Source organism: Pinisolibacter aquiterrae, from assembly GCF_019160155.1.
Classification (GTDB): Bacteria; Pseudomonadota; Alphaproteobacteria; order Rhizobiales; family Ancalomicrobiaceae; genus Pinisolibacter; species Pinisolibacter aquiterrae.
In genome coordinates this window covers 226934-252963 of the sequence record NZ_JAFNIH010000019.1, presented here as the reverse complement: position 1 = coordinate 252963, position 26030 = coordinate 226934, and the positions used below count along the sequence as shown (strand labels likewise).

Below are 26030 nucleotides of genomic sequence, written 5' to 3'. Positions count from 1 at the left end.
CATGAGCTCGGGATCACTCGGCGGCGGAGGCCTTGGCGACCTCGGCCTCGCGGCTCTCCTGGGCCTTCAGCTCCTCGAGGCGCGGCATCGAGACGATCGAATAGCCGGAATCGACGAAGTGGACCTCGCCGGTGACGCCCGTCGACAGATCGGAGAGGAGATAGAGGGCGGTGCCGCCGACCTCCTCGATGGTCACGGTGCGGCCGAGCGGCGAGTTGCGCTTCTGGAAATTGTACATCAGCCGGGCATCGGAGACGCCGGCACCGGCGAGGGTGCGGACGGGACCGGCGGAGATGGCGTTGACGCGGATGTCGTCGAGGCCGAAGTCCATGGCGAGATAGCGCACCGAGGACTCCAGCGCCGCCTTGGCGACGCCCATGACGTTGTAGTTCGGCATCACCCGGGTCGAGCCCCCGTAGGTCAGGGTGATGATCGAGCCGCCACGGTTCATCATCGCCGCGGCGCGCTTGGCGACCTCGGTGAAGGAGAAGCACGAGATCACCATGGTGCGCGAGAAGTTCTCGCGGGTGGTGTCGGCGTAGCGGCCCTTCAGCTCGTTCTTGTCGGAGAAGCCGATCGAGTGGACCAGGAAGTCGATCTTGCCCCATTCGGCGGCGAGACGTTCGAAGACGGCGTCGACCGAGACGATGTCCTCGACGTCGCAGGGCAGGAGCAGGTTCGAGCCGACGCTCTCGGCGAGCGGCTTCAGGCGGCGTCCGAAGGCTTCGCCCTGATAGGTGAAGGCGAGTTCGGCGCCGTGTTCGGCGAGCTTCTTGGCGATGCCCCAGGCGATGGAATGATCGTTGGCGACGCCCATCACGAGGCCGCGCTTACCCGCCATGATCCCGCTCATATAGTCCCCTCACATACTCTCGTCGGTCCGTCGCGGCGCTTCCCTCACGAGGGGCGGTCGCGCGACGGACACTGCTCATCCGATCTCGTTGCAGAAAGATGACGGCTTTCTCCGGGCAAGACGAGTGCCCTCGGAGAAAGCCGTGGAAATTTTCACGCGGACCGGGCGTCGTCGTCCGGTCAGATGTCGTGGCGCGAGAACACCAGGGTCGCGTTGGTGCCGCCGAAGCCGAAGGAATTCGACAGGACGGTGCCGAGCTTCACCCCGTCGATGCGCTTGCGCACGATCGGCATGTCGGCGAACTCGGGGTCGATCTCCTCGATGTTCGCGCTCTCGCAGATGAAGTCGTTCTGCATCATCAGGAGCGAATAGATCGCCTCCTGGACGCCGGTCGCGCCGAGCGAGTGGCCGGTCAGCGACTTGGTCGCCGAGATCGGCGGGCAGTCGGCGCCGAACACCGCGCGAATCGCCTCGATCTCCTTCTGGTCGCCGACCGGCGTGGAGGTGGCGTGCGGGTTGATGTAGTCGATCTTGGTCTTCACCGAGGCCATCGCCTGCTTCATGCAGCGGATCGCGCCCTCGCCCGAGGGGGCGACCATGTCGTAGCCGTCGGAGGTGGCGCCGTAGCCGACGATCTCGGCGTAGATCTTGGCGCCGCGCGCCTTGGCGTGCTCGAGTTCCTCGAGCACCAGCACACCGGCGCCGCCGGCGATGACGAAGCCGTCACGGTTCTTGTCGTAGGCGCGGGACGCGGTGGCGGGCGTGTCGTTGAACTTCGAGGACATCGCGCCCATGGCGTCGAAGAGGTCGGACAGCGACCAGTCGAGATCCTCGCAGCCGCCGGCGAACATGACGTCCTGCTTGCCCCACTGGATCAGCTCGTAGGCGTTGCCGATGCAGTGGTTGGAGGTCGCGCAGGCGGAGGAGATCGAATAGTTGACGCCCTTGATCTCGAACCAGGTGGCGAGCGTCGCCGACGCGGTCGAGGACATCGCCTTCGGCACCGCGAACGGGCCGATGCGCTTGGGGCCCTTGTCGCGGGTGATGGCGGCGGCGTCGACGATGACGCGGGTCGAGGGGCCGCCCGAGCCCATGACGATGCCGGTGCGCTCGTTGGAGACGTCCTCCTTGGTGAGACCGGAATCGGCGATCGCCTGATCCATGGCGACGTGGTTCCAGGCGGTGCCGCCGCCGTGGAAGCGCATGGCGCGACGGTCGACCAGGGCGGTGACGTCGATCTGCGGGGCGCCGTGGACCTGGCAGCGGAAGTTCATCGCCGCATAGTCGTCGGCCCGGATGATGCCGGACTTCGCCTCGCGCAGGCTGGTCAGAACCGCAGCCGTGTCGTTTCCGATCGAGGAAACGATGCCCATACCCGTCACGACGACCCGCCTCATGGGGATGTCCTCTCGTCCTGGCGGGGTCGCCCACCGGCGCCCGCTCTGGTCCTCTCGTGCCACCCATCGGTGGCCCCGACCGCCGTCGTCGCGACGGCGCACATGAATTCTAACACGGATGGCACTCGGACCGTGGCGACACGAGGGCGCGGCGGTCGCGAATCCGTGGTGGCGTCAGGCCTGGAACAGGCCGACGCGCATGTCCTTGACCTCGTAGATCGGCTTGCCGTCGGCCAGAAGCGTGCCGTCGGCGATGCCCATCTTGAGCTTGGTCTTGAAGACGCGCTTCAGTTCGACGCGGTATTCCACCAGTTTGGTGGTCGGCAGGACCTGATCGGAGAACTTGACCTCGCCGACGCCGAGCGCGCGGCCGCGGCCGGGCAGGCCGAGCCAGCCGAGGTAGAAGCCGGTCAGCTGCCACAGCGCGTCGAGGCCGAGGCAGCCGGGCATGACGGGGTCGCCCTGGAAGTGGCAGGGGAAGAACCAGAGGTCGGGACGGATGTCGAATTCGGCGCGGACCAAGCCGACGCCGGCGGCGCCGCCGGTCTCGGAGATCTCGACGATACGGTCGAACATCAACATCGGGGGAAGCGGCAGCTGGGCGTTGCCCGGGCCGAACAGTTCCCCGCGGCCGCAGGTGAGCAGGTCTTCATAGGTGAAGCTGGAGCGCCGGTCCGACATCGTTTCTTCTTCTTCCCCCGATCGGGTTTGGCGGGGTCCTCTCGACACCACGCGACGGAACGGTCGCGGGTGCGGACCCTCGAAGTCGCGGACTTCCTAACATAGGCGCGATGCGGCCGAAAGATCGGATGAGACACGGGTATGACGGCCTTTCGTCGCCCCGAGGGCCCGATGCCGCCGATCGGGTGACGCTGGGGCGGGGTGGGGGCGATCGACGCGCGACGCGCGCGTGCTCCAGGGCGCTCGGCCAGTCGCTGGGCGCGAGAGAACGGTGGCGGACTTGATTTTGCGAATGCCTCGCATTATTGAAGAACGGTGGTTCGATCCCCCTACCGCGTCGGAGACCTGCGCCATGTTCGATCTCGATCCCGTCGATTCGCTTCGTCCGGAGCCCGGCGCGGTGGCCGCGTCGAGCGCGCGGCCCGGCCGGGGGCGGCTCGCCACGGCGCCGGGCGACGCGGCGATCATCGCCGACCGTCTGCGGTCGCACGGGCTGCGGCCGACGCGCCAGCGCATCGATCTCGCTCACGTGCTCTATTCCAAGGGTGATCGGCACGTCTCGGCCGAGGCGGTCTACGAGGAGGCGCTCGGACACGGCGTCTCGGTGTCGCTCGCCACCGTCTACAACACGCTGAAACAGTTCACCGAGGCCGGGCTCCTCAACGAGCTGGCGGTGTCGGGGGCGAAATCCTTCTTCGACACGCGCGTCGATCCCCATCACCACTTCTATGTGGAGGGGGAGGGCTCGATGATCGACGTGAGCCGGGACACGGTCGAAATTTCGCGTCTGCCGGAGCCGCCCGAGGGCATGGAGATCGTCGGCTGGGACGTGGTGGTGCGTCTCCGGCGCAAGCCCTGAGCGCGCATCCCTCGCACGACGCGGAAGTACGATCCGGGCGCGGGGACGCCCGGATCGCCGAGGCTCGCCGGAAGCATGGGGCCACGCCTACGGCGTCCCCGATCCGGTCACTTGCGGGTCCAGGCTTCCGAATCGCACATCGACTGACCGACCGCGCAGCCCTGGACCTTGAGGCCCTTGGCGGTGGTGGTGACGGTGCCGTTGAAGGTCATGAAGCCGGGCATGTCGGGATGTTTCATGTCGCCCTGCCACTTGCCGTCACCGGCGGCGGCGATGCCCGACAGGAACATGTCGAAATTGCTCTCCTGCACCTTGGCGCAGAGCTTGCCGCCGCAGGTCCACACCTTGGCGGTGGTGCCGTTGGGGCGGGCATAGACTCCATCGGGTCCGGCCGCGAGAGCCGGCGCGGCGACGAAGGCCAGGACGGCGGCGAGACCGAGATGTTTCAAATGCATGGGACGTCCTCCGTATGGGGCCGAGCGATCGAGTGCCCGTCCGTGGCCGCTCTTCGATCGGCGACCTGCCCAGCACGATAGTCCCTCCGCGCGCCGGAGCCAGATGAGAATATGAATACGTTCTGAAATACCAATTCTGAAGTGTCCGCGGGGTCACATGTGACATCGTGGACGCGGGGTGCGACATCGCGTACCGAACGGCGATCGGAACCCCTCTCGAGACGTGAAACGGGCCTTTCTTTCGGCCGTCCGCACTGCTAATCACGGCGCCATGACGACAGCGCTCGACCACATCCGCAACTTCTCGATCATCGCCCACATCGACCATGGCAAGTCGACGTTGGCGGACCGACTCATTCAGACGACCGGCGGTCTCGAGACCCGCGAGATGGTCGAGCAGGTGCTCGACAGCATGGACATCGAACGCGAGCGCGGGATCACCATCAAGGCGCAGACCGTGCGCCTCTCCTACAAGGCCAAGGACGGGGAGACCTATGTCCTCAATCTGATGGACACGCCCGGCCACGTCGACTTCGCCTACGAGGTGTCGCGCTCGCTCGCCGCCTGCGAGGGTTCGCTGCTGGTCGTCGACGCCTCGCAGGGGGTGGAAGCCCAGACGCTCGCCAACGTCTATCAGGCGATCGACAATCACCACGAGATCGTGCCGATCCTCAACAAGGTCGACCTGCCGGCGGCGGACACCGACCGCGTCAAGGAGCAGATCGAGGAGGTGATCGGCATCGACGCCTCCGACGCGGTGCCGATCTCGGCCAAGACCGGCCTCGGCATTCCCGACGTTCTCGAGGCGATCGTCACCCGTCTGCCGCCGCCCAAGGGCGACCGTGACGCGTCCTTGAAGGCGATGCTGGTCGACAGTTGGTACGACACCTATCTCGGCGTCGTGGTGCTGGTGCGCATCGTCGACGGCGTGATGAGGAAGGGCCAGAAGATCCGCATGATGGAGGCCGGCGCCACCTACGAGGTCGAGCGCATGGGCGTCTTCACCCCGAAGATGGTCGAGCTCAAGGAACTCGGCCCCGGCGAGATCGGCTTCATCAACGCCTCGATCAAGGAAGTGGCCGACACCCAGGTCGGCGACACCATCACCGACGAGCGCAAGCCCTGCGCCGAGAAGCTGCCGGGCTTCCGCCCGACTCAGCCGGTGGTGTTCTGCGGGCTCTTCCCCGTCGACGCGGCCGATTTCGAGGACCTCAGGACCGCCGTCGGCAAGCTGCGGCTCAACGACGCCTCCTTCACCTTCGAGATGGAGACCTCCGCCGCGCTCGGCTTCGGCTTCCGCTGCGGCTTCCTCGGCCTGTTGCATCTCGAGATCATCCAGGAGCGGCTCGAGCGCGAGTTCAACCTCGACCTGATCGCGACCGCGCCCTCGGTCGTCTACAAGATGAAGCTGGTCGACGGTTCGGAGATCGAGCTGCACAATCCGGTCGACATGCCGGACGTGACCCGCATCCGCGAGATCGAGGAGCCTTGGATCAAGGCGACGATCATGACGCCGGACGAGTATCTGGGCTCGGTCCTCAAGCTCTGTCAGGACAAACGCGGCATCCAGCTCGACCTCTCCTATGCCGGGTCGCGGGCGCTGGTGGTCTACGAGCTGCCGCTCAACGAGGTGGTGTTCGACTTCTACGACCGGCTGAAGTCGGTGTCGAAGGGCTATGCCTCGTTCGACTATCACATCGCCGACTATCGCGAATCCGACCTCGTCCGCCTGCAGATCCTGGTCAACGGCGAGGCGGTCGACGCGCTCTCGATGCTGGTCCACAAGACCCGCGCCGAAAGCCGAGGTCGCGCCATCTGCGAGAAGCTCAAGGACGTGATCCCGCCGCACATGTTCCAGATCCCGGTCCAGGCGGCGATCGGTGGTAAGATCGTCGCGCGCGAGACGATCCGGGCGCTGCGCAAGGACGTGACCGCGAAGTGCTACGGCGGCGACGCCACCCGCAAGCGCAAGCTCCTCGACAAGCAGAAAGAGGGCAAGAAGCGCATGCGGCAGTTCGGCAAGGTCGAGATCCCGCAGGAAGCCTTCATCCAGGTTCTCAAGGTCGAGAGTTGAGCCGGGGTCCCGGCTCGGCGAGCCGGGACGCCCGATCCTCGGGCCCGCGCGTCTCGCGTCTTCCGTAACGAACCTCTTCCCTCCGACGTAGTGGATGGCGAGACTGCCGGCGGGCTCCACCGCCGGCGGTTCGTTTCCGCCGTGACGAGAGCGCGTGCCGCCGTCCTTTCGATCGGATTGCGGGCGCGACCCCTTTCCGTCGGGTGATCTCGTCCCACATGTCATGGTCTCGACCATCGAGGAGGGCACTCATGTACCGCAAGGATCCCGACGCGATCGCCCGGCTGACCCCGGAGCAGTACCGGGTCACCCAGGAGAACGGCACCGAACGGCCGGGCACGGGCGAACACGTCCACACGTTCGAGCCGGGGATCTATGTCGACGTCGTCTCCGGCGAGCCGCTGTTCGTCTCGACCGACAAGTTCGAATCCGGCTGCGGCTGGCCGAGCTTCTCCAAGCCGGTGGCGCCGGCCAACGTCACCGAGCTGCGCGACACGACCTACGGCATGGTCCGCACCGAGGTGCGCTCGGCCCATGGCGACAGTCATCTCGGCCACGTCTTCCCCGACGGGCCGCGCGACCGGGGGGGCCTGCGCTACTGCATCAATTCCGCGTCGCTGCGCTTCGTGCCGAAGGCGGCGATGGCGGCGGAAGGCTACGGCGATTATCTCGACCAGGTGGAGGACTGACGCCATGACGACGGAACGCGCCCTTCTGGCCGGAGGCTGTTTTTGGGGCATGCAGCAGCTCATCCGGCGGCTGCCCGGGGTCGTCTCGACGCGGGTCGGCTATTCCGGCGGCGAGGTGGCGCATGCCACCTATCGCAACCACGGTACCCACGCCGAGGCGGTGGAGATCGTGTTCGATCCCGAGGCGACGACCTACCGCGATCTGCTCGAGTTCTTCTTCCAGATCCACGATCCGACCACGCCGAACCGGCAGGGCAACGATCTCGGACCGAGCTATCGCTCGGCGATCTTCTACGAGAGCGCGGTGCAGAAGCAGGTGGCGCTCGATACGATCGCCGACGTCGATGCCTCCGGTCTGTGGCCGGGCAAGGTCGTCACCGAACTGGCGCCGGCGGGCGATTTCTGGGAGGCGGAGCCGGAGCACCAGGATTATCTGGAGCGCTACCCGTTCGGCTACACCTGCCATTTCGTCCGTCCGGGCTGGAAGCTGCCGAAGCGCTCCGACGCGGCGTGACCGGCGACGGCGACCGCGCGGCGAGGGCGGCGTTTCGCGCAGGCCCGAGCCGCGCCGGCGGCGCGAGGGGGTGACCAGGGCGGCCGCGCGTGCTAAGCGAGCCGCCCGCACGCCGGTCCCCGGGATCGGCGGTTCTTCGTCCGCCCCCTCTCGATCCGGGCTCGCCGCGCCTCGCCGCGCGGGCGAGGGCTCGGGTTTTTGCCTTGCGAGTCGCGCGCGTGTCCCTCTCCTCGAAAGCTCCCGTCACTCTCGGCCTCGATTTCGGGACCACCAATTCGGTCGCGGCCCTCTCCGATCCCGGCCGGCCGGGCTCGGTCGTGCCGGTGACCTTTCCCGACGGCGACGTCACCCATTCGGTGTTCCGCACTGCGCTCGACTTCTGGACCGAGGGCGCGCGCGACGCGCGCCGGACCCTGGTGGAAGCCGGCCCCTGGGCGATCGCGCATTTCATCGAGAGCCCGGAAGGGTCGCGCTTCCTGCAGTCGTTCAAGACCTTCGCGGCGAGCGCCTCGTTCCGTTCCACCAACATCCACGGCAAGTCGTTCCGTTTCGAGGATCTGCTGGCGACCTTCCTCGAGCGTTTCGGCGCGCATGCGGCGGCCGAGGTCGCGCCGCTGCCGAAGCGGCTGATCGTCGGCCGTCCCGTGACCTTCGCCGGCGCCGCGCCCGATCCGTTGCTGGCGCAGACGCGCTACGACACCGCCTTTCGCACGGCGGGGTTCGAGGAGGTCCACTACGTCCACGAGCCGGTCGCGGCGGCGTTCTGGTTCGCGCGCGGGCTGAAGCGCGACGCGACGGTTCTCGTCGCCGACTTCGGCGGCGGCACCTCGGACTTCTCGGTGGTGCGTTTCACGGTCGGCGCCGACGGGGTCCATGCCCATCCGCTCGCCCAGACCGGCGTCGGGGTGGCCGGCGACGGGTTCGACTTCCGCATTCTCGACAAGGTGGTGAGCCCGCATCTCGGCAAGGGCTCGCGCTACGAGAGCTTCGGCAAGTGGCTCGACGTGCCCAACCATTATTTCGCGGATTTCGCCCGCTGGAATCGGCTGGCGGTGATGAAGACCGGCGAGACCTTGCGCGAACTCGCGCGGCTGGCGGCGGCCTGCGAGGATCCGACCGGGCTCGAGCAGTTGATCGAGGTGATCGAGGAGGATCTCGGCTATCCGCTCTATCGGGCGGTGTCGGAGGTCAAGACGGCGCTGTCGAAGTCGGAGGAGGCGACGCTCGTCTTCCGCCATCGCGACATCGCCATCGAGGAGGTGGTGCGGCGCGCCGACTTCGAAACCTGGATCGCCGACGATCTCGAGCGGATCCGCGTCTCCTTCGAGGAGGCGATCACGCGGGCCGGGGTCACCGACGGCGAGATCGACCGGGTGTTCCTCACCGGCGGCACGTCCTTCGTGCCGGCGGTCCGGCGCATGTTCGAGGATCGTTTCGGCGCGGCGCGGCTCGAGACCGGCGATCAGCTCCTGTCGATCGCCTATGGATTGGCGCTGATCGGCGCGGAGGCCGACATCGAGCGCTGGACGGTGCGGGAGCGCGCGGCGGCGTGAGCCGCGACGGTCGTCGCGTTCACGGGTTTTGGGCGTTGTTCCCCATGCGGCGCAGGAAGGTGTACTGCTCGTCGTAGGCGTCCTGGATACAGGCGACGTCGGCGCGGCAGGCCTTGCGGCGGGCGAGGAAGTCGCGCTGGTGCCGGCGTACTTCGGGGATGAAGCCGCGATCGGCGCGCTTCAGGATGTCGAGGAGCCGGGTATAGGCGGCGGCGACGCGCTCGTCGGCCTCGCGCAGCTCGGCGTCGTCGCAGACGGTGGTCTCGTCGATCGTGAGCCGGCCCATGCAGGCGAAGCTCTGCGCGGCGGCCGTCCCGAGACCGGCGGCGAGCATGGCCACGGCCAGAAGTCCACTCCGGATCGTCCGCTCCATCTCGTCCCCCCCACGATGTCGTTCGGTCAGCTTCATCGGTTTCGCGCCGAAGGGCAAGCGACACGCCGGGCGATGGCCGGAGCGGCGGGCGTTAAGCATTCGGTCACCTCGATGTTTCCTCCGCGTGTCCGCTGCTCTACTTTGAGTGGTGTCGATCGCTCGTACGGTCCGGTCGTCCGAGTGGAGTGTGGAGGCGAGCATGTCGCAGGTCGTGGGTCGCTACTATCGGCCGGAATTGGATGTCCTGCGGTTCGTCGCCTTCCTGATGGTGTTTCTGCATCATGCCCTGCCGCGCGTCCCGGAGGCCTATCTCGGCTGGTTCGGGCCGACCGCGGCGACGATCCTGGCCGAGGCGGTCACCGCCATGAGTTTCGGCCTCTGTCTCTTCTTCTTCCTCAGCGCCTATCTGATCACGACCCTGTTGACGATGGAGATGGAGAAGACGGGAAGGATCCGCATCGGTGATTTCTACATGCGCCGGCTGTTGCGGATCTGGCCGCTCTATTTCTTCGCGATCGCGCTCGGGGTGGCGCTGGCGTTGGCGCTGCGCGACGGCGCCAGCCTGACCATGTTCGCCTATTTCAGCGGCTTCGTCGGCAATTGGTACTTCTTCGATCACCCCTGGGCCGGCAGTCCGTTCTTCCCGTTGTGGAGCATTTCGATCGAGGAGCAGTTCTATCTGGTGCTGCCGTTGCTGACGGTCGCCGTCGGCGCCCGCCGTCTCGGGCCGGCGGCGGCAATGGTGACGATCGCCTCGCTGGTCGCGCTTCATCTCCAGGGCGAACGGCACATGGAGGTCGACACGGCGATCTGGACCAACACGGCGTCACAGGCGATCTTCTTCGGCGCCGGGATGCTTCTGGCGGTGGCTCATCGTCGCGGCATCGCGCCGGTGAGCGGCGCGATGCGTCTCGCCGCGGTGCCGGTGGTGGTCGCGGCCTTCGCTCTCGCCACGACGGTGTTCGGCATCAAGACGGTCGGTCCGGCGCCCTCGGGTCTTCCGATCGCCGCGGGATACGCGGTGGTGGCGCTCGGCTGCGTGGTGTCGGTGATCGCCGTGGTCGACGCGCCCTGGCGGTTTCCGCCGGTCCTCGTCCATCTCGGCAAGATCTCCTTCGGCCTCTACGTGTTTCACGTCCTGGCGATGTGGATCTCGAAGAAGCTCTTTTCCTACCTGCCGTTCCGGACGCCGCTCGAGGTGATCGATCTCGCCGCGCTGCCGATCGTGGTGGTGATGGCGATGGTCTCCTACCACGGGCTCGAGTTGCCGTTCCTCCGGCTGCGCAAGCGCTTCACCACGATCGCCAACCGACCCGACGAGGACGCGTCGCAGGATCTTCTCACCAATGCGGCGGGGGCGGTTCGGGCGCCCCGCGCAGACCGGACCGGCTCTCCATTTCCAGGAGTTGGTCGGTGAGCACGGCGGCGCGGCGCTTCAGCTCCTCGATGTGCTTCCACTGATCGAGGACGACGGCATTGAGGTCCTCGAGGACGCGGTCCTGATCGGCGACGGTCGCCTCCAGGCGGTCGAGGCGGGCGAGCGCCTCGGCGAGGCCGGGCGGCGGGGAGGCGGACGTCGTGGGGTCGGACAAGGGAGGGACTCCGGTCGAGGGAGCGGCCACCTTGGCCCCGGGCACGGGGGTCTGTCCAGTCGCGCCGGGCGCGCGGGTGGCGGGGGGCCGCCGCGATGCTGCCGAAACCGTGCCCTCGTCTCGCCGATTTCTGCTGCGTAGTCTGATCGGAAGACCAGGGGCTGACCGACGTCGCCCCCTCGATCGTGCCGCATCGGAGATCTCCTCTCATGTCCAATCTCCCCGTGCTCTGGGTCCCGCCGGTTCCGCCGCCCGATCCCGACGAGCGTCCGCCGAAGCGGCGCGGCAACAAGGGTGTGCTGCTGGCGGCGGTGGCGATCCTGGCGACGCCGCTGCTCGCCGTGGCGGTGTTCGGCGAAAACGCCAAGTCGGGCGATGCGCCGGTCCGTCCCGCGACGATCGAGCCGGCTGCGGCGACGCTCGCTCCGGCCGCGCCGAAGCCGCCGCTGAAGGTGGCGGCGCAGGACGCGCCGGCCGCCGCGCCGACGTCGGTCGGCCCCGCGCCCGACACGTCCGGCGGCAATCAACCCTATATGGCCGCGCCGATCCCCCAGACGAAGGCCGAGCCCGCGCCGAAGGCGGAGGCCGCCTCGACCGAGACGCCGCGTGCCGTCGGTCCCGACGGGCGTCCTGTGCGGGTGATCGGCCTCGATCGCCGTTCCGACGATCAAGAACCGACCGTGGTGCTGCCGGCGGAGAAGAAGCCGGCCGCCACGACCGCCGCCGAGACCCCCGCGCCCGCGCCGACGGTCGCCGCCCCGGCTCCGGCCAAGCCGGTCGAGGCGATCGAGGCGGCGACGCCGCGCGGAACGATCACCGAACCGGCCGAACGCAAGGCCGAGACCGCTCCCGCCCCCGCCGCCGCTCCCCTTCCGGCGGCCGCTCCCGTCGTCGCGGCCCCGCCGGCCGCGGCTCCGGCCGCGCCGACGGTGGTGAAGGCCGATCCTGAGCCCACGGTTCCGGCGGCGCCGAAAGCGGCCGAGGCCGCGCCGGCCGCGCCGAAGTCGGTCGCCCCCGAGGCGGTGGTGATCGCCCCGAAGCCGGCCGAGGCGAAGGCGGCGGAGCCCAAACCCGTCGAAGCGAGGCCTGCCGAACAGAAGCCCGTCGAGGCGGCGCGGTCGACGCCGCCGGCCGCCGTGGAGACCGCTCCGGCGAAGCCGGCCGAGCCCAAGGTCACGGTCGCGCGGCCGAGCGCGCCGGAGACCGTCAAGGTGCCGCTGCCGCCCAAGCGCGAGACCGCGACACGCGCGGCTCCCACGACCGGCAACAACGACTTCGCCGATCGGCTGGCGGCGATCCGCCGGGCCGAGAGCCGTCGCGCGGTGGAGGCGGCCCCGCCGCCGCCGCCCGCCTACGACGACGAGGAGGTGATCGTGGTCGAGCCGCCGCGGCCGCGCCGCTGGGGCTTCATCCCGCCGTTCTTCGACGGTGGTCCGCGTGGTCCGGTATTGCGGTCGTTCGAGGAGCCGCCGCCGCGCGAGGCGATGCAGCGGGCACCGCAGGCGGAGAATTGCCACTATCACGCCTGGCCGACCGAGGAGATGGCGTTCCATCGCACGGTTCGGTGCCATTGGCACCGCGATCCGGGTGATGCCTCGATCCGCTACGTGCGCTGAGGCGGGCCCGTCCCGATCGCTTCTTCTCGCGGTTGCGCGATCGGCTCGTCCGAGCCGATCCCCCTCTTCTCGCCCTGCGCGATCGGCTCAGCCGAGCCGATCGCGCAGGGCGAACCAGCTCATCGCCAGCACCAGGGTGGGGTGGCGCAGCCAGCGCCCGCCCGGGAAGGTCTTGGCGGGGATCGAGGCCATCAGGTCGAAGCGCGAGGTGTCGCCCTCGATCGCCTCGGCGAGAAGCTTGCCGGCGAAGGTGGCGATCGCCACCCCGTGGCCGGAATAGCCCGAGGCGGTGTAGACGCCCGGGCGCAGCCGCCGGAAATAGGGCATGCGGTTCATGGTGACCGCGAGCGTGCCGCCCCAGGCGTAGTCGATCGCGACGTCGGCGAGGTCGGGGTAAACCTTCAGCATGTGGGCGCGGACGAAGCCCTTCAGATCCTTCGGCTCGGTTCGGCCATAGGTCTCGCCGCCGCCGAAGATCATGCGGCCGTCGCTGGAAATGCGCCAATAGTGCACGACGAAGCGGCTGTCGGCGACCGCCTCGCGGAAGGGGATCAGACGCGAGGCGCGGTGGCCGAGCGGCTCGGTCGCCAGCACGTAGTTGCGGATCGGCATGACGTGGGCGTCGACGTCGCGCTCGAGCCCTTCGAGATAGCCGTTGGCGGCGATCACCACGTCGGGCGAGGCGATCGCCCCGGTCGGCGTGACGACGCGGCGGTGGCCGCCGCCGTCGGATTCGATCGCGGTGGCGCGGGTGCCCTCGCAGATGCGCACGCCGGCCTCCTCGCAGGCGCGGGCGAGGCCGAGGGCGTAGTTGAGCGGGTGGAGATGGCCGGCGGTGCCGTCGCGCCAGCCGCCGTGGTAGACGTCGGTGCCGATCGCGCGCGTCAGCGCCTCGGCGTCGAGGAAGGACGTGCCCTCGTAACCGTAGCGCGCCATCAGATGCTCGACCTCGGCATTGGCGGAGTGCAGCCACGACTTCTTGTGGACCGCGTGGATCAGTCCGTCGCGCCAGTCGCAGTCGATGGCGTGAGTGGCGATCAGCGACTTGACGGTACGCTTGGCCTCTTCCGCCAGTTCGAAGAGGGCATGGGCGCGGGCCTCGCCGAACCACGCCTCGAGCGTCTCCTGGTCGCGGCGCTGGCCGGAATGGAGCTGGCCGCCGTTGCGCCCGGAGGCGCCCCAGCCGACCCGCTCGGCCTCGATCACCACCACCCTGCGGCCCTTCTTCGCCAGATGCAGCGCCGTCGAGAGGCCGGTGTAGCCGGCGCCGATCACGCAGACGTCGCAGGAGACGTCGCCGTCGAGGGGCGGCCGCTCGGGAGCCTCGTGGGCGGTGGCGGCGTAGTAGGAGGGCGGATAGGCGGTCGCGGTCATCGATCGGGTTCCGTGGGCCGGATCCTCGGGGCGCGGCCGGGCGGGGAGCCGCCCGGCCGAAGGCATCATTTCACGAGGCCGTCCTTCTTCAAGACCATCCAGGTGTCGTTCAGAGTCTTCTCGGCGAGGGCGACCAACTGGTCGGCCTCGTCGTGGGAGAGCGTCAAGGGCGGCGACAGGATCAGGCTGTCGCGCACCGCGCGCATGATCAGGCCGTTCTTGAAGGAGAGGTCGCGGGCGATGGTGCCGACCTTGCCCTCGTCGGCGAACTTCTCGCTGCGCGAGGGCTTGGCGGGAACCAGTTCGAGGGCGCCCATCAGGCCCTTCATGCGGGCTTCGCCGACCAGCGGGTGATCGCCGAGCTTCGCCCAGCGGCTCTGGAGATAGGGGCCGATGTCGTCGCGGACGCGGGCGACCAGGTTCTCGCGCTCGATGATGGCGAGGTTGGCCAGCGCCGCGGCGGCGCAGGTCGGGTGACCGGAATAGGTGTAGCCGTGATAGAACTCGCCGCCCTGATCGAGCACGCTCGCGACCTTGCCGGAGACCATGACGCCGCCCATCGGCAGATAGCCGGAGGTGAGGCCCTTGGCGATCGGCTGCAGATCGGCCTGGACGTCGTAGGTGTCGGCGCCGAACCACGACCCGGTGCGGCCGAAGCCGCAGATGACCTCGTCGACCACCAAGAGGATCTCGTGGCGCGCGCAGATGCGCTTGATCTCGGGCCAATAGGTCTCGGGCGGGATGATGACGCCGCCGGCGCCTTGAATCGGCTCGGCGATGAAGGCGGCGACGTTCTCCTCGCCGATCCGCTCGATCTCGCGCTCGAGCTCGCGGGCGGCCCACAGGCCGAATTCGGCCGGCGACATGTCGCCGCCCTCGCCGAACCAATAGGGCTGGGGGATGTGGGAGATGCCGGGGATCAGGCCGCCCTGGCCGTGCATCGGCTTCATGCCGCCGAGCGAGGCGGCGGCGACGGTGGAGCCGTGGTAGCCGTTGCGCCGCGAGATGAAGTGCTGCTTCGCGGGCTCGCCCTTGATCGCCCAATAGTGGCGGACCATGCGGAAGACCGTGTCGTTGGCCTCCGAGCCGGAGCCGCAGAAGAAGACGCGCTCGATATGCGCGGGCGCGATCGAGGCGAGCTTGTCGGCGAGGCGGATGGCGGGCGCGTTCGAGGTCTTGAAGAAGGAATTGTAATAGGCGAGTTCGAGCATCTGTTCGTGCGCGGCTTCCGCGATCTCGGCGCGGCCGTGGCCGACGTTGGTGCACCAGAGCCCGGCCATGCCGTCGAGATAGCGGTTGCCGTCGGAATCCGTCAGCCAGACGCCGTCGCCCTTGACCATGACGCGGCTGCCCTCTTTCGCCAGGGCGCCGAAGTCGGTGAAGGGGTGCAGGTAATGGGCGCTGTCGAGGGCCTGGAGTTCTGCGGTCGGATAGACGTTGGAGGCGGTCATTTCGGGGTGGGTCTCCGAAGAGAGGACGACGAGAGACGGTTCCGCCGAACGGAGCTCGGCGGGGGAGGGCAGGGTCGGCTTCAAAACCGTAGGGCGGATCAGGCGAAGCCACGGTCCACCTCGGGCGTCGAGGGCGGATTACGGCTTCGCCTGATCCGCCCTACGAGCCTCACACGTTCAGCAGCAGATATTCGCGTTCCCACGGGCTGATCACCCGCATGAAGGTCTCGAATTCGGCCTGTTTGATCGCCCGATAGGTCGAGGAGAAGCTGTTGCCGAAGATCTCGACCAGTTCCTCGCTCTCCTCGAACAGGGCGACGGCCTCGAGCAGGCCGCGCGGTAGGCCGAAGTCGAGGTCGTAGGCCGAGCCCTCGACGGGATCACCGGGGTTCAACCCGTTGACCATGCCGATGTAGCCGCAGGCGAGCGAGGCGGCGAGCGCCAGATAGGGGTTGGCGTCCGACGACGGCACCCGGTTCTCGACGCGGCGGGCGCCGGGGCCGGAATTGGGGATGCGCAGGCCCACGGTGCGGTTGTCGTAACCCCAGTGGACGTTCACCGGGGCGGCCGACTTGCGCATCAGGCGGCGATAGGAGTTCACGTAGGGCGCGAGCATGCACATCACGTTGGGCAGGAACTTCTGCTGGCCGCCGATGAAGTGGAAGAACTCGCGGGTCGGGCCGCCGTCGGCGTTGGAGAAGATGTTCTCGCCGGTCTCGAGGTCGACCACCGACTGGTGGATGTGCATGGCCGAGCCGGGCTCGTCGGCGATCGGCTTGGCCATGAAGGTCGCGTACATGTCGTGGCGCACCGCCGCCTCGCGGATGGTGCGCTTGAACAGGAAGACCTGATCGGCCAGCGCCAGCGGGTCGCCGTGGCGCAGGTTGATCTCCATCTGGGCGACGCCCTCCTCGTGGATGAGGGTGTCGATCTCGAGCCCCTGGGCCTCGGAGAAGTCGTAGATGTCGTCGAAGAGATCGTCGAACTCGTTGACGGCGGCGATCGAATAGGACTGGCGCCCGCTCTCGGGACGGCCGGAGCGGCCGACCGGGGGCTTCAGGGGATAGTCGGGATCCTGATTGCGCTCGACCAGATAGAACTCGAGCTCGGGCGCCACCACCGGCTTCCAGCCCTTGTGCTCGTAGAGGCCGATGATCCGGCGCAGGAGCTGACGGGGCGCGATCTCCACCGGCCGTCCGTCCTGGTGATAGGCGTCGTGGATGATCTGGCCGGTCGGGTCGGAGGCCCAGGGCACGACCGCGAGGGTCGAATAGTCCGGCACCAGCTTGATGTCGCTGTCGGCGGCGTCGATCTGGAAGGCGTCGTCGTCGTCCGGGTAGTCGCCGGTGATGGTCTGGGTGAAGATCGAGCCCGGGATCGACATGGTCGGGGCGTCGATGAACTTCGAGACCGGCATCATCTTGCCGCGCGCCACGCCCGACATGTCGGGCACGATGCACTCGATGTCCTCGAGGCCGCGATCCTCGAGCCAGTCGGCGGCGGCGGACGCGTCGGCGACGCCGCGCAAGTCGGAGGTCGAAGCAGACGATTTCTTCTTCTTGGCCATGGGCCACCTTTTCGAAAAATGTGATCACATTCTGGTCGGTGCGGCCGCGTCCGTCAACCGGGGACGTGGAGACAGGGATCGCTTTCGGGGGACGACGACGTCTCGGAGCCGGTGGGACGGCGCAGGACGGTGTCGTCGATGACCTCCATGCCGTCGAGGATGTCGGCGCGGATCGCCTCGGCGAGGCGGTCGGCGTCGCGGGCGGCGATGGCCTCGACGGCGTGGACGTGATGGTCGACCAGGATGGCGGTGCCGACGCGGCCGTAGACCGAGCGCATGAAGGGCCCGAACTGGAGCCACAGGCTCTCGATCAGCGGCAGTAGGACGCGCGACGGGCCGGCGGCGTAGATCTCGAAATGGAAGCGATGATTGCCGGCCATGTAGGCCTCGACGTCGCCCTCGGCCAGCGCCCGGTCGATCGCCTCGTCGATGGCGCGCAGGCGGTCGAGGCGGGCGGCGTCGATGTGGGGGAGCGCGCGAACGGCGGCCTCCGGCTCCAGCAGGATGCGGGCGCGGACCAGTTCGTCGAAGCGGGCGGCGTCCATGTCGGGCACCCAGACTCGGCGGTTGGCGCCGACGACGAGACCGCCCTCGGCGGACACGCGGCGAATCGCCTCGCGCACCGGCATCGGCGAGACGCCGAGCGACTGGGCGAGGCCGCGCAGAGTGACCGCGCGGCCGGGCACGATCCGGCCCGTCACGAGCGCGTCACGCAAGGCCCGATAGACCCGATCGTGCAGCGGTCCGTCGTCGGATCCGGGGTCGTCGTCGGGGGAGGGGTCCGCCGGCGCGCCGAGGTCGCTCGTTCGTTTCACCATGTCGGGCCTCGCTCGGGGATTGCGCCGGACGGGTCCGGCGACCGTGATTGACAGTCCGATGTCAATGTGATCACAATTTTGCCGACTTGCAACTCGATCGCTCGAACCGGACCTCGCGAGGAGGGTGGGCGGGCTTCGATCGACGGAGTGGACATCTTGAGCGAGCCGACCGCGGCGCATCTCGACGGGGCCTCGGAACTGGAGCGGTTTCTCGCCGCTCATCCCGACATCGAGGCGGTGGAATATCTCATCACCGATTCCAACGGTGTCCTGCGTGGCAAATGGGCCCCGGTGGAGAGCCTCAAGAAGGCCTTCACCGACGGCATCAACTTCCCCGTCTCGATGTTCGGTCTCGACGTGTGGGGCCGCGAGGTGATGGAGACCGGGCTCCATGTGGAGACCGGCGACCGCGACGGGTTCTGCAAGGCGGTGCCGGGATCGCTCCGGATCGTGCCCTGGGCGGAGCGGCCGACGGCGCAGGTGCTGCTGACCATGCACGCCGAGCGCGGCGAACCCTTCGACGGCGATCCGCGCGTCTGCCTGCAACGGATCGTCGACCGGATGACGGCGATGGGGCTGACGCCGTGTTGCGCGATCGAGCTCGAATTCTATCTGCTCGATCCGAAACTGCCGCCGATGCCCAACGGCATGATGTCCCCGGTCTATCGGGCGACCTCGGGGCCGACGCCGCAGAACATGTACGCGCTCGAGGATCTCGCCGAATATCGCGCCGTCTTCTCCGACATCTGGGACTACGGCAAGCAGCAGGGCCTGCCGATCGACACGATGGTCAGCGAGGCCGCGCCGGGTCAGTTCGAGGTCAATCTGAAGCATCGCGCCGAGCCGATGGCGGCGGCCGACGACGGGGTGATGCTGCGCCGTCTGGTGGTCGAGGTGGCGCGCAAGCACGGGCTCAAGGCCTCGTTCATGGCCAAGCCCTTCATGGACGTCGCCGGCAACGGCTTCCATGTCCACGTCTCCCTGCTCGACGCGCTCGGCCACAACGTCTTCGCCGATCCGGTGACGGGCGAGGGCAAGCTCAAGCACTGCATCGGCGGCCTGATCGACACGATGAACGCGGCGACGCTCCTGTTCGTGCCGACCTGGAACGGCTATCGGCGCATGCAGCCGGGCTCCTACGCGCCGACCACGGCCTCGTGGGGCTACAACAACCGCTCGGTCGGGGTCAGGATCCCGGCGAGCCCGGCGGAGGCGCGGCGGCTCGAGCATCGCATCGCCGGCGCCGACGCCAACCCCTATCTGGTGCTGGCGGCGATCTTCGCCGGCATGATCGAGGGGCTCGAGCGGGAGATCACCCCGCCCCCGGCGATCGTGCGCAACGCCTACGACGAACCGGCCCAGCGCCTGCCGGACGCGATGGACGACGCCATCCGTCTGTTCGAACGGTCCGAATTCATTCGACGCGCGATGGGCGTCGAATACCGCTCGTTGTTCGCTCATCTCAAGAAGGCGGAGGTCGCCGCCTTCGAGGCGGAGATCACCCCGCTGGAGCGCACCACCTATCTGTGATCCCCTTCCGGGCAGCCTGCGATTTGGGCAGCGGCGACAGGGCAAGGGGCTGACAGATCGATCGAAACAGGTCTAGGCTCGGTTCATCGGGGAACCACCTGGGCCGAATTGGACGAGAGGACGCACAACCATGAAGAAGCATCTCATCGCATCGGTGTTCGTCTCGGGCGTCGCCATGGCGACCGGCGCGGCGGCGCAGGAGAAGGTGGTCAACGTCTACAACTGGTCGGACTACATCGACGAGTCGATCCTGGAGGACTTCACCAAGGAGACCGGGATCAAGGTCAAATACGACGTCTTCGATTCCAACGAGTTGCTCGAGACCAAGCTGCTCGCCGGCAAGACCGGCTACGACGTGGTGGTGCCGTCGGGCAACTTCCTCGGCCGCCAGATCCAGACCGGCGTGTTCACCCCCCTCGACAAGTCCAAGCTGCCGAACCTCAAATACATGTGGCCGGTGGTGACCGACATCCTCGCCAAGTACGATCCCGGCAACAAGTATTCCGTCAACTACATGTGGGGCACGACCGGCATCGGCTACAACGTCGCCAAGGTCAAGGAGCGCATTCCGGATGCGCCGCTCGACAGCTGGAAGTTGGCGCTCGATCCCGAGTATGTCCTCAAGCTCAAGGACTGCGGCGTGATGATGCTCGACGCCCCGGACGAGATCGTCCCGGCGGTGATGAACTATCTCGGCATCGATCCCGACAGCAAGAAGCCCGAGGACCTGAAGAAGGCCGCGGAATACTTCAAGAAGATCCGCCCGGCGATCCGCAAGTTCCATTCTTCCGAATACATCAACGCGCTCGCCAACGGCGACGTCTGTCTGGTGATCGGCTGGTCCGGCGACATCAAGCAGGCCGCCAGCCGCGCCGAGGAGAAGAACAAGACCGTCACCGATCCGAAGAAGAAGGTCGAGATCGGCTACATCATCCCGAAGGAAGGCGCCTATATGTTCTTCGACAACTTCGTCATCCCGAAGGATGCGAAGAACGTCGAGGAGGCCTACGCCTTCATCAACTACATGATGAAGCCCGAGGTGATCGCCAAGGCGTCGAACTACGTCAAGTATCCGAACGGCAATCTGGAGTCCCAGAAGTACGTCGACAAGGCGGTGCTCGAGGACAAGAGCGTCTATCCGTCGCTGGAGACGATGAAGAAGCTCTACGTGATCTCGCCGTTCGATCAGAAATCGCAGCGCGTCCTCACCCAGGTGTGGCGCGACATGAAGCGCAAGTGAGACCCCCGAGGGGGTGAAGCGAGGGGCGGCGAGACCGCCCCTCGCCCGTTCTGGGCCTCGGTTTCCACCGACCCGCGATCGTTCTCGTCGCCCGTTCGCTCTTGGAGTGAGGTTCCCATGGCCAAGACACTCGGTCCGGTCCGCCGCAAGTTTTCGCCCTGGAACGATCCGACGGCCAAGCCGCTGATCGAGTTCCGCAACGTGGTCAAGCGCTTCGGTGACTTCACCGCGGTCGACGACGTCTCTCTCGGCATCTACGAGCGCGAGTTCTTCGCGCTGCTCGGCCCCTCGGGCTGCGGCAAGACGACCCTGATGCGGATGCTCGCCGGGTTCGAGCATCCGAGCGAGGGCGAGATCCGGTTGGCCGGGGCGAGTCTCGCCGGCAAGCAGCCCTACGAGCGGCCGGTCAACATGATGTTCCAGTCCTACGCGCTCTTCCCGCACATGAGCGTGGAGAAGAACATCGCCTTCGGTCTGGTCATGGACAAGATGCCGAAGGGCGAGATCGAGACCCGCGTCCAGGAGATGCTGAAGCTCGTCAAGCTGGAGAAATTCGCCAAGCGCAAGCCGCATCAGCTCTCCGGCGGCCAGCGTCAGCGCGTGGCGCTGGCGCGCTCTCTCGCCAAGCGGCCCAAGGTGCTGCTGCTCGACGAACCGCTCGGCGCGCTCGACAAGAAGCTGCGCGAGGAGACCCAGTTCGAGCTGATGGACCTGCAGCAGGAACTCGGCATGACCTTCCTGATCGTCACCCACGATCAGGAGGAGGCGATGACGGTGGCCGACCGGATCGCCGTCATGGACCACGGCAAGCTGATCCAGGTGGCCGGTCCGTCCGAGATCTACGAACAGCCCAATTCGCGCTACGTCGCCGACTTCATCGGCGACATCAACATCGTCGAGGGCCGGGTGACGGCGATCGACGGGGGGCTGATCCGGATGGAGGCGGCGGCGCCCCGCGTCTCGATCGTCATGGAGGACGACGCGGCGACCTCGGTCGGGGCGACGGCGTGGATGGCGGTGCGGCCGGAAAAGGTGCGGATCTCGCACGACGCGCCGATCGAGACCGGCGTGAACGCGGTCCATGGCGAGGTCTGGGACATCGGCTACATCGGCGACACCTCGGTCTATCACGTCAAGCTCGACGACGGCGGCACCTTCCGCGCCGCCGTCGCCAACGTCAGCCGCACGGTGGAACGGCCGATCGGCTGGGACGACCGGGTGTGGCTCACCTGGTCGAAGACGGCGGGTGTGGTTCTGACCGCGTGAGGGGAGATCGGCGCATGAGCACGGAGAAATCCCGAAGCGGTCGCTTCCTCCTGGTCGGCATCCCCTATGCGTGGATGCTGGTCTTCTTCCTGGTGCCGTTCCTGATCGTCGCCAAGATCTCGCTGTCGACCAGCGTCATGGCGCTGCCGCCCTATGCCCCGGTGGTGGAGAGCCTGACCGACCTCTGGCGGAAGATCGGCGAATTCTCCTTCTTCAACTATCTCAGGCTGGTGCAGGAGAGCATCTATGTGGAGAGCTATCTCTCCAGCCTGTGGATCGCCTTCTCCTCGACGGTGATCATGCTCTTCATCGCCTATCCGCTCGCCTACGGCATGGCGCGGGCGCCGAAGGCGTGGCGGCCGACGCTGTTGATGCTGGTGATCCTGCCGTTCTGGACGAGCTTCCTGATCCGGGTCTACGCCTGGATCGGCATCCTCGCCGACGAGGGGCTGCTCAACTGGTTGCTGGTGTCGCTGCGCGTCGTCGACGAGCCGATCACGTTCCTGGCGACCCAGCGCGCGGTCTATATCGGCATCATCTATTCCTACCTGCCGTTCATGGTGCTGCCGCTCTATTCGAGCCTCGAGAAGATGGACGAGACCCTGCTCGAGGCGGCGCAGGATCTCGGCTGCACGTCGTTCCAGGCGTTCTGGCGGGTGACCTTCCCGCTGTCGATCCCGGGCGTGATCGCCGGTTCGTTCCTGGTCTTCATCCCCGCCGTCGGCGAGTTCGTCATCCCGGATCTGCTCGGCGGGTCCGACACGGTGATGATCGGCAAGACGTTGTGGGAGGAGTTCTTCAACAATCGCGACTGGCCGGCGGCCTCGGCGGTGGCGATCACGCTGCTGCTCCTCCTCGTGGTGCCGATCGTGATCTTCCAGAACGCTCAGGCCAAGGCGCAGGAGGCGGGTCGATGAGACGGTTCTCCTGGTTCAACGTGGTGTCGCTGACGCTCGGCTTCGCCTTTCTCTACATCCCGATCCTGATCCTGGTGATCTATTCCTTCAACGCCGGACGCAACGTCGCGGTGTGGCAGGGGTGGTCGGTGCGCTGGTACGTCGAGGTCTTCGACGACCAGCAACTGCTCGACGCGGCCTGGGTGACGCTGAAGGTCGGGCTCGTCTCGGCGAGCGTGGCGACGGTGCTCGGCACCATGGCGGCGCTGGCGATGGCGCGGCTCGGGCGGTTTCCCGGGCGGTTGCTGTTCTCCGGCATGATCTATGCGCCGCTCGTCATGCCGGAGGTGATCACCGGCCTGTCGCTGCTGCTCCTCTTCGTCGCCGTCGACTTCGATCGCGGCTTCTGGACGATCACGCTCGCCCACATCACCTTCACCATGTGTTTCGTGGCGGTGGTGGTGCAGTCGCGGCTGGTCGGCTTCGACCGGAGCCTCGAGGAGGCGGCGATGGATCTCGGCTGCCGGCCGACGGCGACCTTCTTCCGCATCACCCTGCCGATCATCTGGCCGGCGGTGGTGTCGGGCTGGATGCTCGCCTTCACGCTGTCGCTCGACGATCTCGTCATCGCCTCCTTCGCCACCGGGCCGGGGGCGACGACGCTGCCGATGAAGATCTATTCGGACGTGCGCCTCGGGGTGAAGCCGGAGATCAACGCGGTCTGTACCCTGGTGATCGCGATCATCTCGATCGCCGTCATCGTCGCCTCGATCCTGACCAAGCGTCAGGAGGTCGAGCGCGAGAAGGCCGAACGCGCCGCCTTCGCCGGCGGCTGATCCCATCGGGCCAATGAACATGACCGATGGGATTCCCGACGCGAATTTCTCATGCCTCCGACGCAGATGAGAAATTCGCGTGTCTTCAAAGGCCGGGTGCGTCCGCACCTCCGGCCTTTGGCATGAGGAGAAGACGATGGTCGTGACGATCCGCGTGGACACCAGCCCGGTCTCGCCCCTCGATCAGCCGATCGCGGCGGAGAAGCTCGTCTCCGGCCGGCCGATGACCGGGTTTCGCGCCACTCACGACGACGAGGCGGCGGGGTTCTGGTCGGGCGTCTGGGAATCGGAGGTCGGCGCTTGGCGCGTCGCCTACGAGGAGACCGAACTCTGCGTGATGCTGGCCGGCCGGGCGCGGCTGGTATCGGACGACGGGTCGAGCGAGACCTATGGGCCGGGCGAGGCCTTCGTCGTCCCCAAGGGCTTTTCCGGCGTCTGGGAGACGCTGGAGCCCTGCCGCAAGATCTACGCGATCGCGACCTGACCGTTTCCGCCGGGCCGTCGAGACGACGGGCTCGATCGAGCCCGGGACCTCATCGCTGCGCCGGCGCGCCGATCGGCGGGACGATCGGGATCGGCGCCAGCGGCACGGCGATCGGGTCGGCCGGGATCGCCTCGGGCATGGCCGGCGTCACCTCGAGCTTGCGCAGGGTGCCGCGCACGCTCAAGGGGATGCGGATCTCCTCGGCCGGCCCACCGGGCGCGGTCGCCCGGAGATTGCGGAAGAAGGCGTGACCGGAGAGATCGACGCCGCCGGTGGAGAGATCGCCGACGCCGCGCAGGGCGAAGCGGGCGTCCGTCGAGGTCATCTCGAGGCTCTCGATGCGGGCGTCGCGGCCCTGGAGGCGTATGTCGGCTTCCGCCTGCGACCACACCGCCTTGCGCGCCGCCGCCTTCGGAGCGACGACGATCGGGTGGAAGCGGGTGACGTCGCCGAAGGGCGAGGCGCCGGTGACGGTGAGGGCCCGGGCGGAGAGGCGCAGGCGGCCGGCGATCGCGTCGACACAGTCTCCGAGCCGGGCGCAGACGGTCTCGCCCTCGAACCCGATCCCGACGGTGCCCGCCTCGATCCCCTCGATGGCGAAGAGCGTGCCGAATTCGGTCGCGGGCAGGTCCTTCGCGCCGGCGCGCAGGCGGCCGGAGAGGCCGGCGTCGTCGAGATCGCCGACGACCACGGCGGAGACGGTGCGGCCCCACAGGCCCGCTTCGCCGATCTCGGCGTTGAGCCGCCCGTCGGCGAGGTTGAGGGAGGCGGCGAGTTTGGCGACGTCGAGGTGGGCGGTCTTCAGCCGCTTGGCCGAGAGGCGCAGGTCGAGCGCGACCGGCAGGCGCCGCCGATCGAGGGAGATCCGTTTCCAGCCCTCGCCGAAGAGCGGGGTGGGGCCGGCGAAGTCGAGCGTGTCGAAGGCGAGGGTGCCGCTCAGCGCCGGTTCGCCGTCGCCGTGGGAGATGACGAGGGAGCCGGTGGCGGCGGCGTCGGCGAGCGACAGGCGCAGGTCGGTCAGGGTGGTGGTGGCGGCGCCGGCGGTGAGGGTCGCGTCGAGGCGCAGCGGCGCGCGGATCAGGTCGGCGATCGAGCCGATCCCGGTCCAGGCGGCGAAGCGGGCGGGGTCGGTGGCGTCGATCGAGACGGTGCCGCCGAAGCGGTGTTCGGCATCGACGCCGCGGGTGCCGCCGGCCTCGATCTCGGCGCCGGGGCCGGTGGCGGCGAGGCGCCAGCGCGGCGAGGTGGCGGGATCGGTCGGCAGGGTGAGGCTCAGGCCGATGGTCTCGCCGCGCAGGCGACCGGCGAGGGTGAGATCGAGACGGCCGCCGTCGCCGCGCGTGAGGCGCCCCTCGAGCCGGTCGAGGCGCTCGACCGCGCCGTCGCGGGCCTCGACGGCGAGGCCGGCGCCGTCGAAGCGCAGGTCGATCGGCGGCAGGGCGGCGAGGCGGGCGAGAAGGGCCGTCGCCGCCGGCAGATCGGCGAGGCGCAGCCGCCCCGAGGCGCCGTGGGCGGCGAGGCCGGTCATCTCCGACCGGCCCTTCAACAGAGGCAGGACGGCGAGGCCGACGTCGATCGCGTCGGCGTCGGCGAGGATGGTGCCGGAGGGATCGGTCAGGGTGACCCGGCTCCAGCGCAGACCGGGTGTCGGCAGGAGATGGGTCTCGACGGTTCCGCCGAGACGCAGCGGGGTTCCGGCCCAGGCGGACAGCGTCGCCTCGATGCGTTCGCGCACCACCTCGGGAGCGACGGCGCCGCGCACGAAGAGCGCGGCGGCGATCGCACCGGCGAGGACGATCAGGGCGAGGAGCGCGCGCCTCATGGCGAGGCTCCACCGTGGGGGCGAAGATCGTTCATGTTACCGGGTTAACCGGCCGGCGGGGGCGATGCAACGGGCGGGCGGAGTTGCGAA

The 26030-nt window shown here is 68.0% G+C and carries 24 protein-coding genes; 13 read left to right on the top strand and 11 right to left on the bottom strand.

From position 1 onward, the window contains the following. Window positions 1–13: 13 nt before the first annotated feature. From fabI to fabA, 3 genes are all read right to left on the bottom strand, one after another. Window positions 14–853 (bottom strand): enoyl-ACP reductase FabI, encoded by an 840-nt coding sequence (fabI, locus tag J3S89_RS05475; RefSeq protein WP_217926465.1) that lies wholly within the window; start codon window positions 851–853, stop codon window positions 14–16. A 179-nt stretch (window positions 854–1032) separates the two neighbouring features. Continuing rightward, window positions 1033–2250: a beta-ketoacyl-ACP synthase I gene (fabB, locus tag J3S89_RS05470; RefSeq protein ID WP_217926464.1), complete on the bottom strand. Its 1218-nt coding sequence runs from the start codon at window positions 2248–2250 to the stop codon at window positions 1033–1035. A 174-nt stretch (window positions 2251–2424) separates the two neighbouring features. Then, window positions 2425–2931 (bottom strand): 3-hydroxyacyl-[acyl-carrier-protein] dehydratase FabA, encoded by a 507-nt coding sequence (gene fabA, locus J3S89_RS05465; protein WP_217926463.1) that lies wholly within the window; start codon window positions 2929–2931, stop codon window positions 2425–2427. Between the two features lie 352 nt (window positions 2932–3283). Here fabA and irrA point away from each other — a divergent pair, with 352 nt between their 5' ends. Continuing rightward, window positions 3284–3790, top strand: a complete 507-nt coding sequence (gene irrA / locus J3S89_RS05460; protein WP_217926462.1) for an iron response transcriptional regulator IrrA — start codon at window positions 3284–3286, stop codon at window positions 3788–3790. 107 nt (window positions 3791–3897) lie between these two features. Here the strand turns inward: irrA and J3S89_RS05455 are convergent, their stop codons facing one another. Continuing rightward, window positions 3898–4245: a DUF2147 domain-containing protein gene (locus J3S89_RS05455; RefSeq protein WP_217926461.1), complete on the bottom strand. Its 348-nt coding sequence runs from the start codon at window positions 4243–4245 to the stop codon at window positions 3898–3900. A 271-nt stretch (window positions 4246–4516) separates the two neighbouring features. Here J3S89_RS05455 and lepA point away from each other — a divergent pair, with 271 nt between their 5' ends. The 4 genes from lepA (at window position 4517) to J3S89_RS05435 (ending at window position 9075) form a co-directional block, all read left to right on the top strand. Then, complete coding sequence (lepA, locus tag J3S89_RS05450; RefSeq protein ID WP_217926460.1) at window positions 4517–6319, top strand: translation elongation factor 4; 1803 nt, start codon at window positions 4517–4519, stop codon at window positions 6317–6319. Window positions 6320–6570: 251 nt separating this feature from the next. Further along, complete coding sequence (gene msrB / locus J3S89_RS05445) at window positions 6571–7008, top strand: peptide-methionine (R)-S-oxide reductase MsrB (RefSeq protein WP_420801330.1); 438 nt, start codon at window positions 6571–6573, stop codon at window positions 7006–7008. A gap of 4 nt (window positions 7009–7012) precedes the next feature. Continuing rightward, the gene (gene msrA, locus J3S89_RS05440; RefSeq protein WP_217926458.1) at window positions 7013–7522 is read left to right on the top strand and encodes a peptide-methionine (S)-S-oxide reductase MsrA; all 510 of its coding nucleotides are present in this window, start codon (window positions 7013–7015) and stop codon (window positions 7520–7522) included. Window positions 7523–7740: 218 nt separating this feature from the next. After that, complete coding sequence (locus J3S89_RS05435) at window positions 7741–9075, top strand: Hsp70 family protein (RefSeq protein WP_217926457.1); 1335 nt, start codon at window positions 7741–7743, stop codon at window positions 9073–9075. Window positions 9076–9094: 19 nt separating this feature from the next. Here J3S89_RS05435 and J3S89_RS05430 read toward each other — a convergent pair whose 3' ends face one another. Continuing rightward, on the bottom strand, window positions 9095–9448 hold the full coding sequence (locus J3S89_RS05430) for a lysozyme inhibitor LprI family protein (protein WP_217926456.1): 354 nt from the start codon (window positions 9446–9448) through the stop codon (window positions 9095–9097). A gap of 199 nt (window positions 9449–9647) precedes the next feature. Between J3S89_RS05430 and J3S89_RS05425 the strand changes: the two genes are divergently transcribed. Then, complete coding sequence (locus J3S89_RS05425) at window positions 9648–10865, top strand: acyltransferase family protein (protein WP_217926455.1); 1218 nt, start codon at window positions 9648–9650, stop codon at window positions 10863–10865. Here J3S89_RS05425 and J3S89_RS05420 read toward each other — a convergent pair. Next, the gene (locus J3S89_RS05420) at window positions 10789–11040 is read right to left on the bottom strand and encodes a SlyX family protein (protein WP_217926454.1); all 252 of its coding nucleotides are present in this window, start codon (window positions 11038–11040) and stop codon (window positions 10789–10791) included. The genes J3S89_RS05425 and J3S89_RS05420 overlap by 77 nt on opposite strands. A gap of 209 nt (window positions 11041–11249) precedes the next feature. Here J3S89_RS05420 and J3S89_RS05415 point away from each other — a divergent pair, with 209 nt between their 5' ends. Then, window positions 11250–12656 (top strand): hypothetical protein, encoded by a 1407-nt coding sequence (locus J3S89_RS05415; protein ID WP_217926453.1) that lies wholly within the window; start codon window positions 11250–11252, stop codon window positions 12654–12656. A gap of 87 nt (window positions 12657–12743) precedes the next feature. On the opposite strand, the gene J3S89_RS05410 is transcribed toward J3S89_RS05415, so the two are convergent. From J3S89_RS05410 to J3S89_RS05395, 4 genes are all read right to left on the bottom strand, one after another. Then, window positions 12744–14030 carry an NAD(P)/FAD-dependent oxidoreductase gene (locus tag J3S89_RS05410; RefSeq protein ID WP_230489123.1) on the bottom strand — a complete coding sequence of 429 codons (1287 nt, stop codon included), beginning with the start codon at window positions 14028–14030 and terminating at the stop codon, window positions 12744–12746. Window positions 14031–14095: 65 nt separating this feature from the next. Further along, window positions 14096–15481 (bottom strand): aspartate aminotransferase family protein, encoded by a 1386-nt coding sequence (locus tag J3S89_RS05405; RefSeq protein WP_217926451.1) that lies wholly within the window; start codon window positions 15479–15481, stop codon window positions 14096–14098. Between the two features lie 169 nt (window positions 15482–15650). Further along, the gene (locus J3S89_RS05400; protein WP_217926450.1) at window positions 15651–17048 is read right to left on the bottom strand and encodes a glutamine synthetase family protein; all 1398 of its coding nucleotides are present in this window, start codon (window positions 17046–17048) and stop codon (window positions 15651–15653) included. A gap of 53 nt (window positions 17049–17101) precedes the next feature. After that, window positions 17102–17866, bottom strand: a complete 765-nt coding sequence (locus tag J3S89_RS05395; protein WP_217926449.1) for a GntR family transcriptional regulator — start codon at window positions 17864–17866, stop codon at window positions 17102–17104. 147 nt (window positions 17867–18013) lie between these two features. Here J3S89_RS05395 and J3S89_RS05390 point away from each other — a divergent pair, with 147 nt between their 5' ends. The 6 genes from J3S89_RS05390 to J3S89_RS05365 all read left to right on the top strand — a co-directional run bounded on the left by J3S89_RS05390 (window position 18014) and on the right by J3S89_RS05365 (window position 24118). After that, entirely contained in the window at window positions 18014–19396 is a 1383-nt protein-coding gene (locus J3S89_RS05390) for a glutamine synthetase family protein (protein ID WP_420801353.1), read from the top strand. 130 nt (window positions 19397–19526) lie between these two features. Continuing rightward, window positions 19527–20636: a polyamine ABC transporter substrate-binding protein gene (locus J3S89_RS05385; RefSeq protein WP_217926448.1), complete on the top strand. Its 1110-nt coding sequence runs from the start codon at window positions 19527–19529 to the stop codon at window positions 20634–20636. 117 nt (window positions 20637–20753) lie between these two features. Beyond that, on the top strand, window positions 20754–21902 hold the full coding sequence (locus J3S89_RS05380) for an ABC transporter ATP-binding protein (protein ID WP_217926447.1): 1149 nt from the start codon (window positions 20754–20756) through the stop codon (window positions 21900–21902). 14 nt (window positions 21903–21916) lie between these two features. After that, complete coding sequence (locus tag J3S89_RS05375; protein WP_217926446.1) at window positions 21917–22819, top strand: ABC transporter permease; 903 nt, start codon at window positions 21917–21919, stop codon at window positions 22817–22819. Next, a complete protein-coding gene (locus tag J3S89_RS05370) occupies window positions 22816–23634 on the top strand; it encodes an ABC transporter permease (RefSeq protein ID WP_217926445.1) in 819 nt (272 codons plus the stop codon). Before J3S89_RS05375 ends, J3S89_RS05370 begins: the two co-directional genes overlap by 4 nt. A 142-nt stretch (window positions 23635–23776) precedes the next feature. After that, a complete protein-coding gene (locus J3S89_RS05365; protein WP_217926444.1) occupies window positions 23777–24118 on the top strand; it encodes a cupin domain-containing protein in 342 nt (113 codons plus the stop codon). A gap of 49 nt (window positions 24119–24167) precedes the next feature. Here the strand turns inward: J3S89_RS05365 and J3S89_RS05360 are convergent, their stop codons facing one another. Beyond that, entirely contained in the window at window positions 24168–25940 is a 1773-nt protein-coding gene (locus tag J3S89_RS05360) for an AsmA family protein (protein WP_217926443.1), read from the bottom strand. Between the last annotated feature and the right edge of the window lie 90 nt (window positions 25941–26030).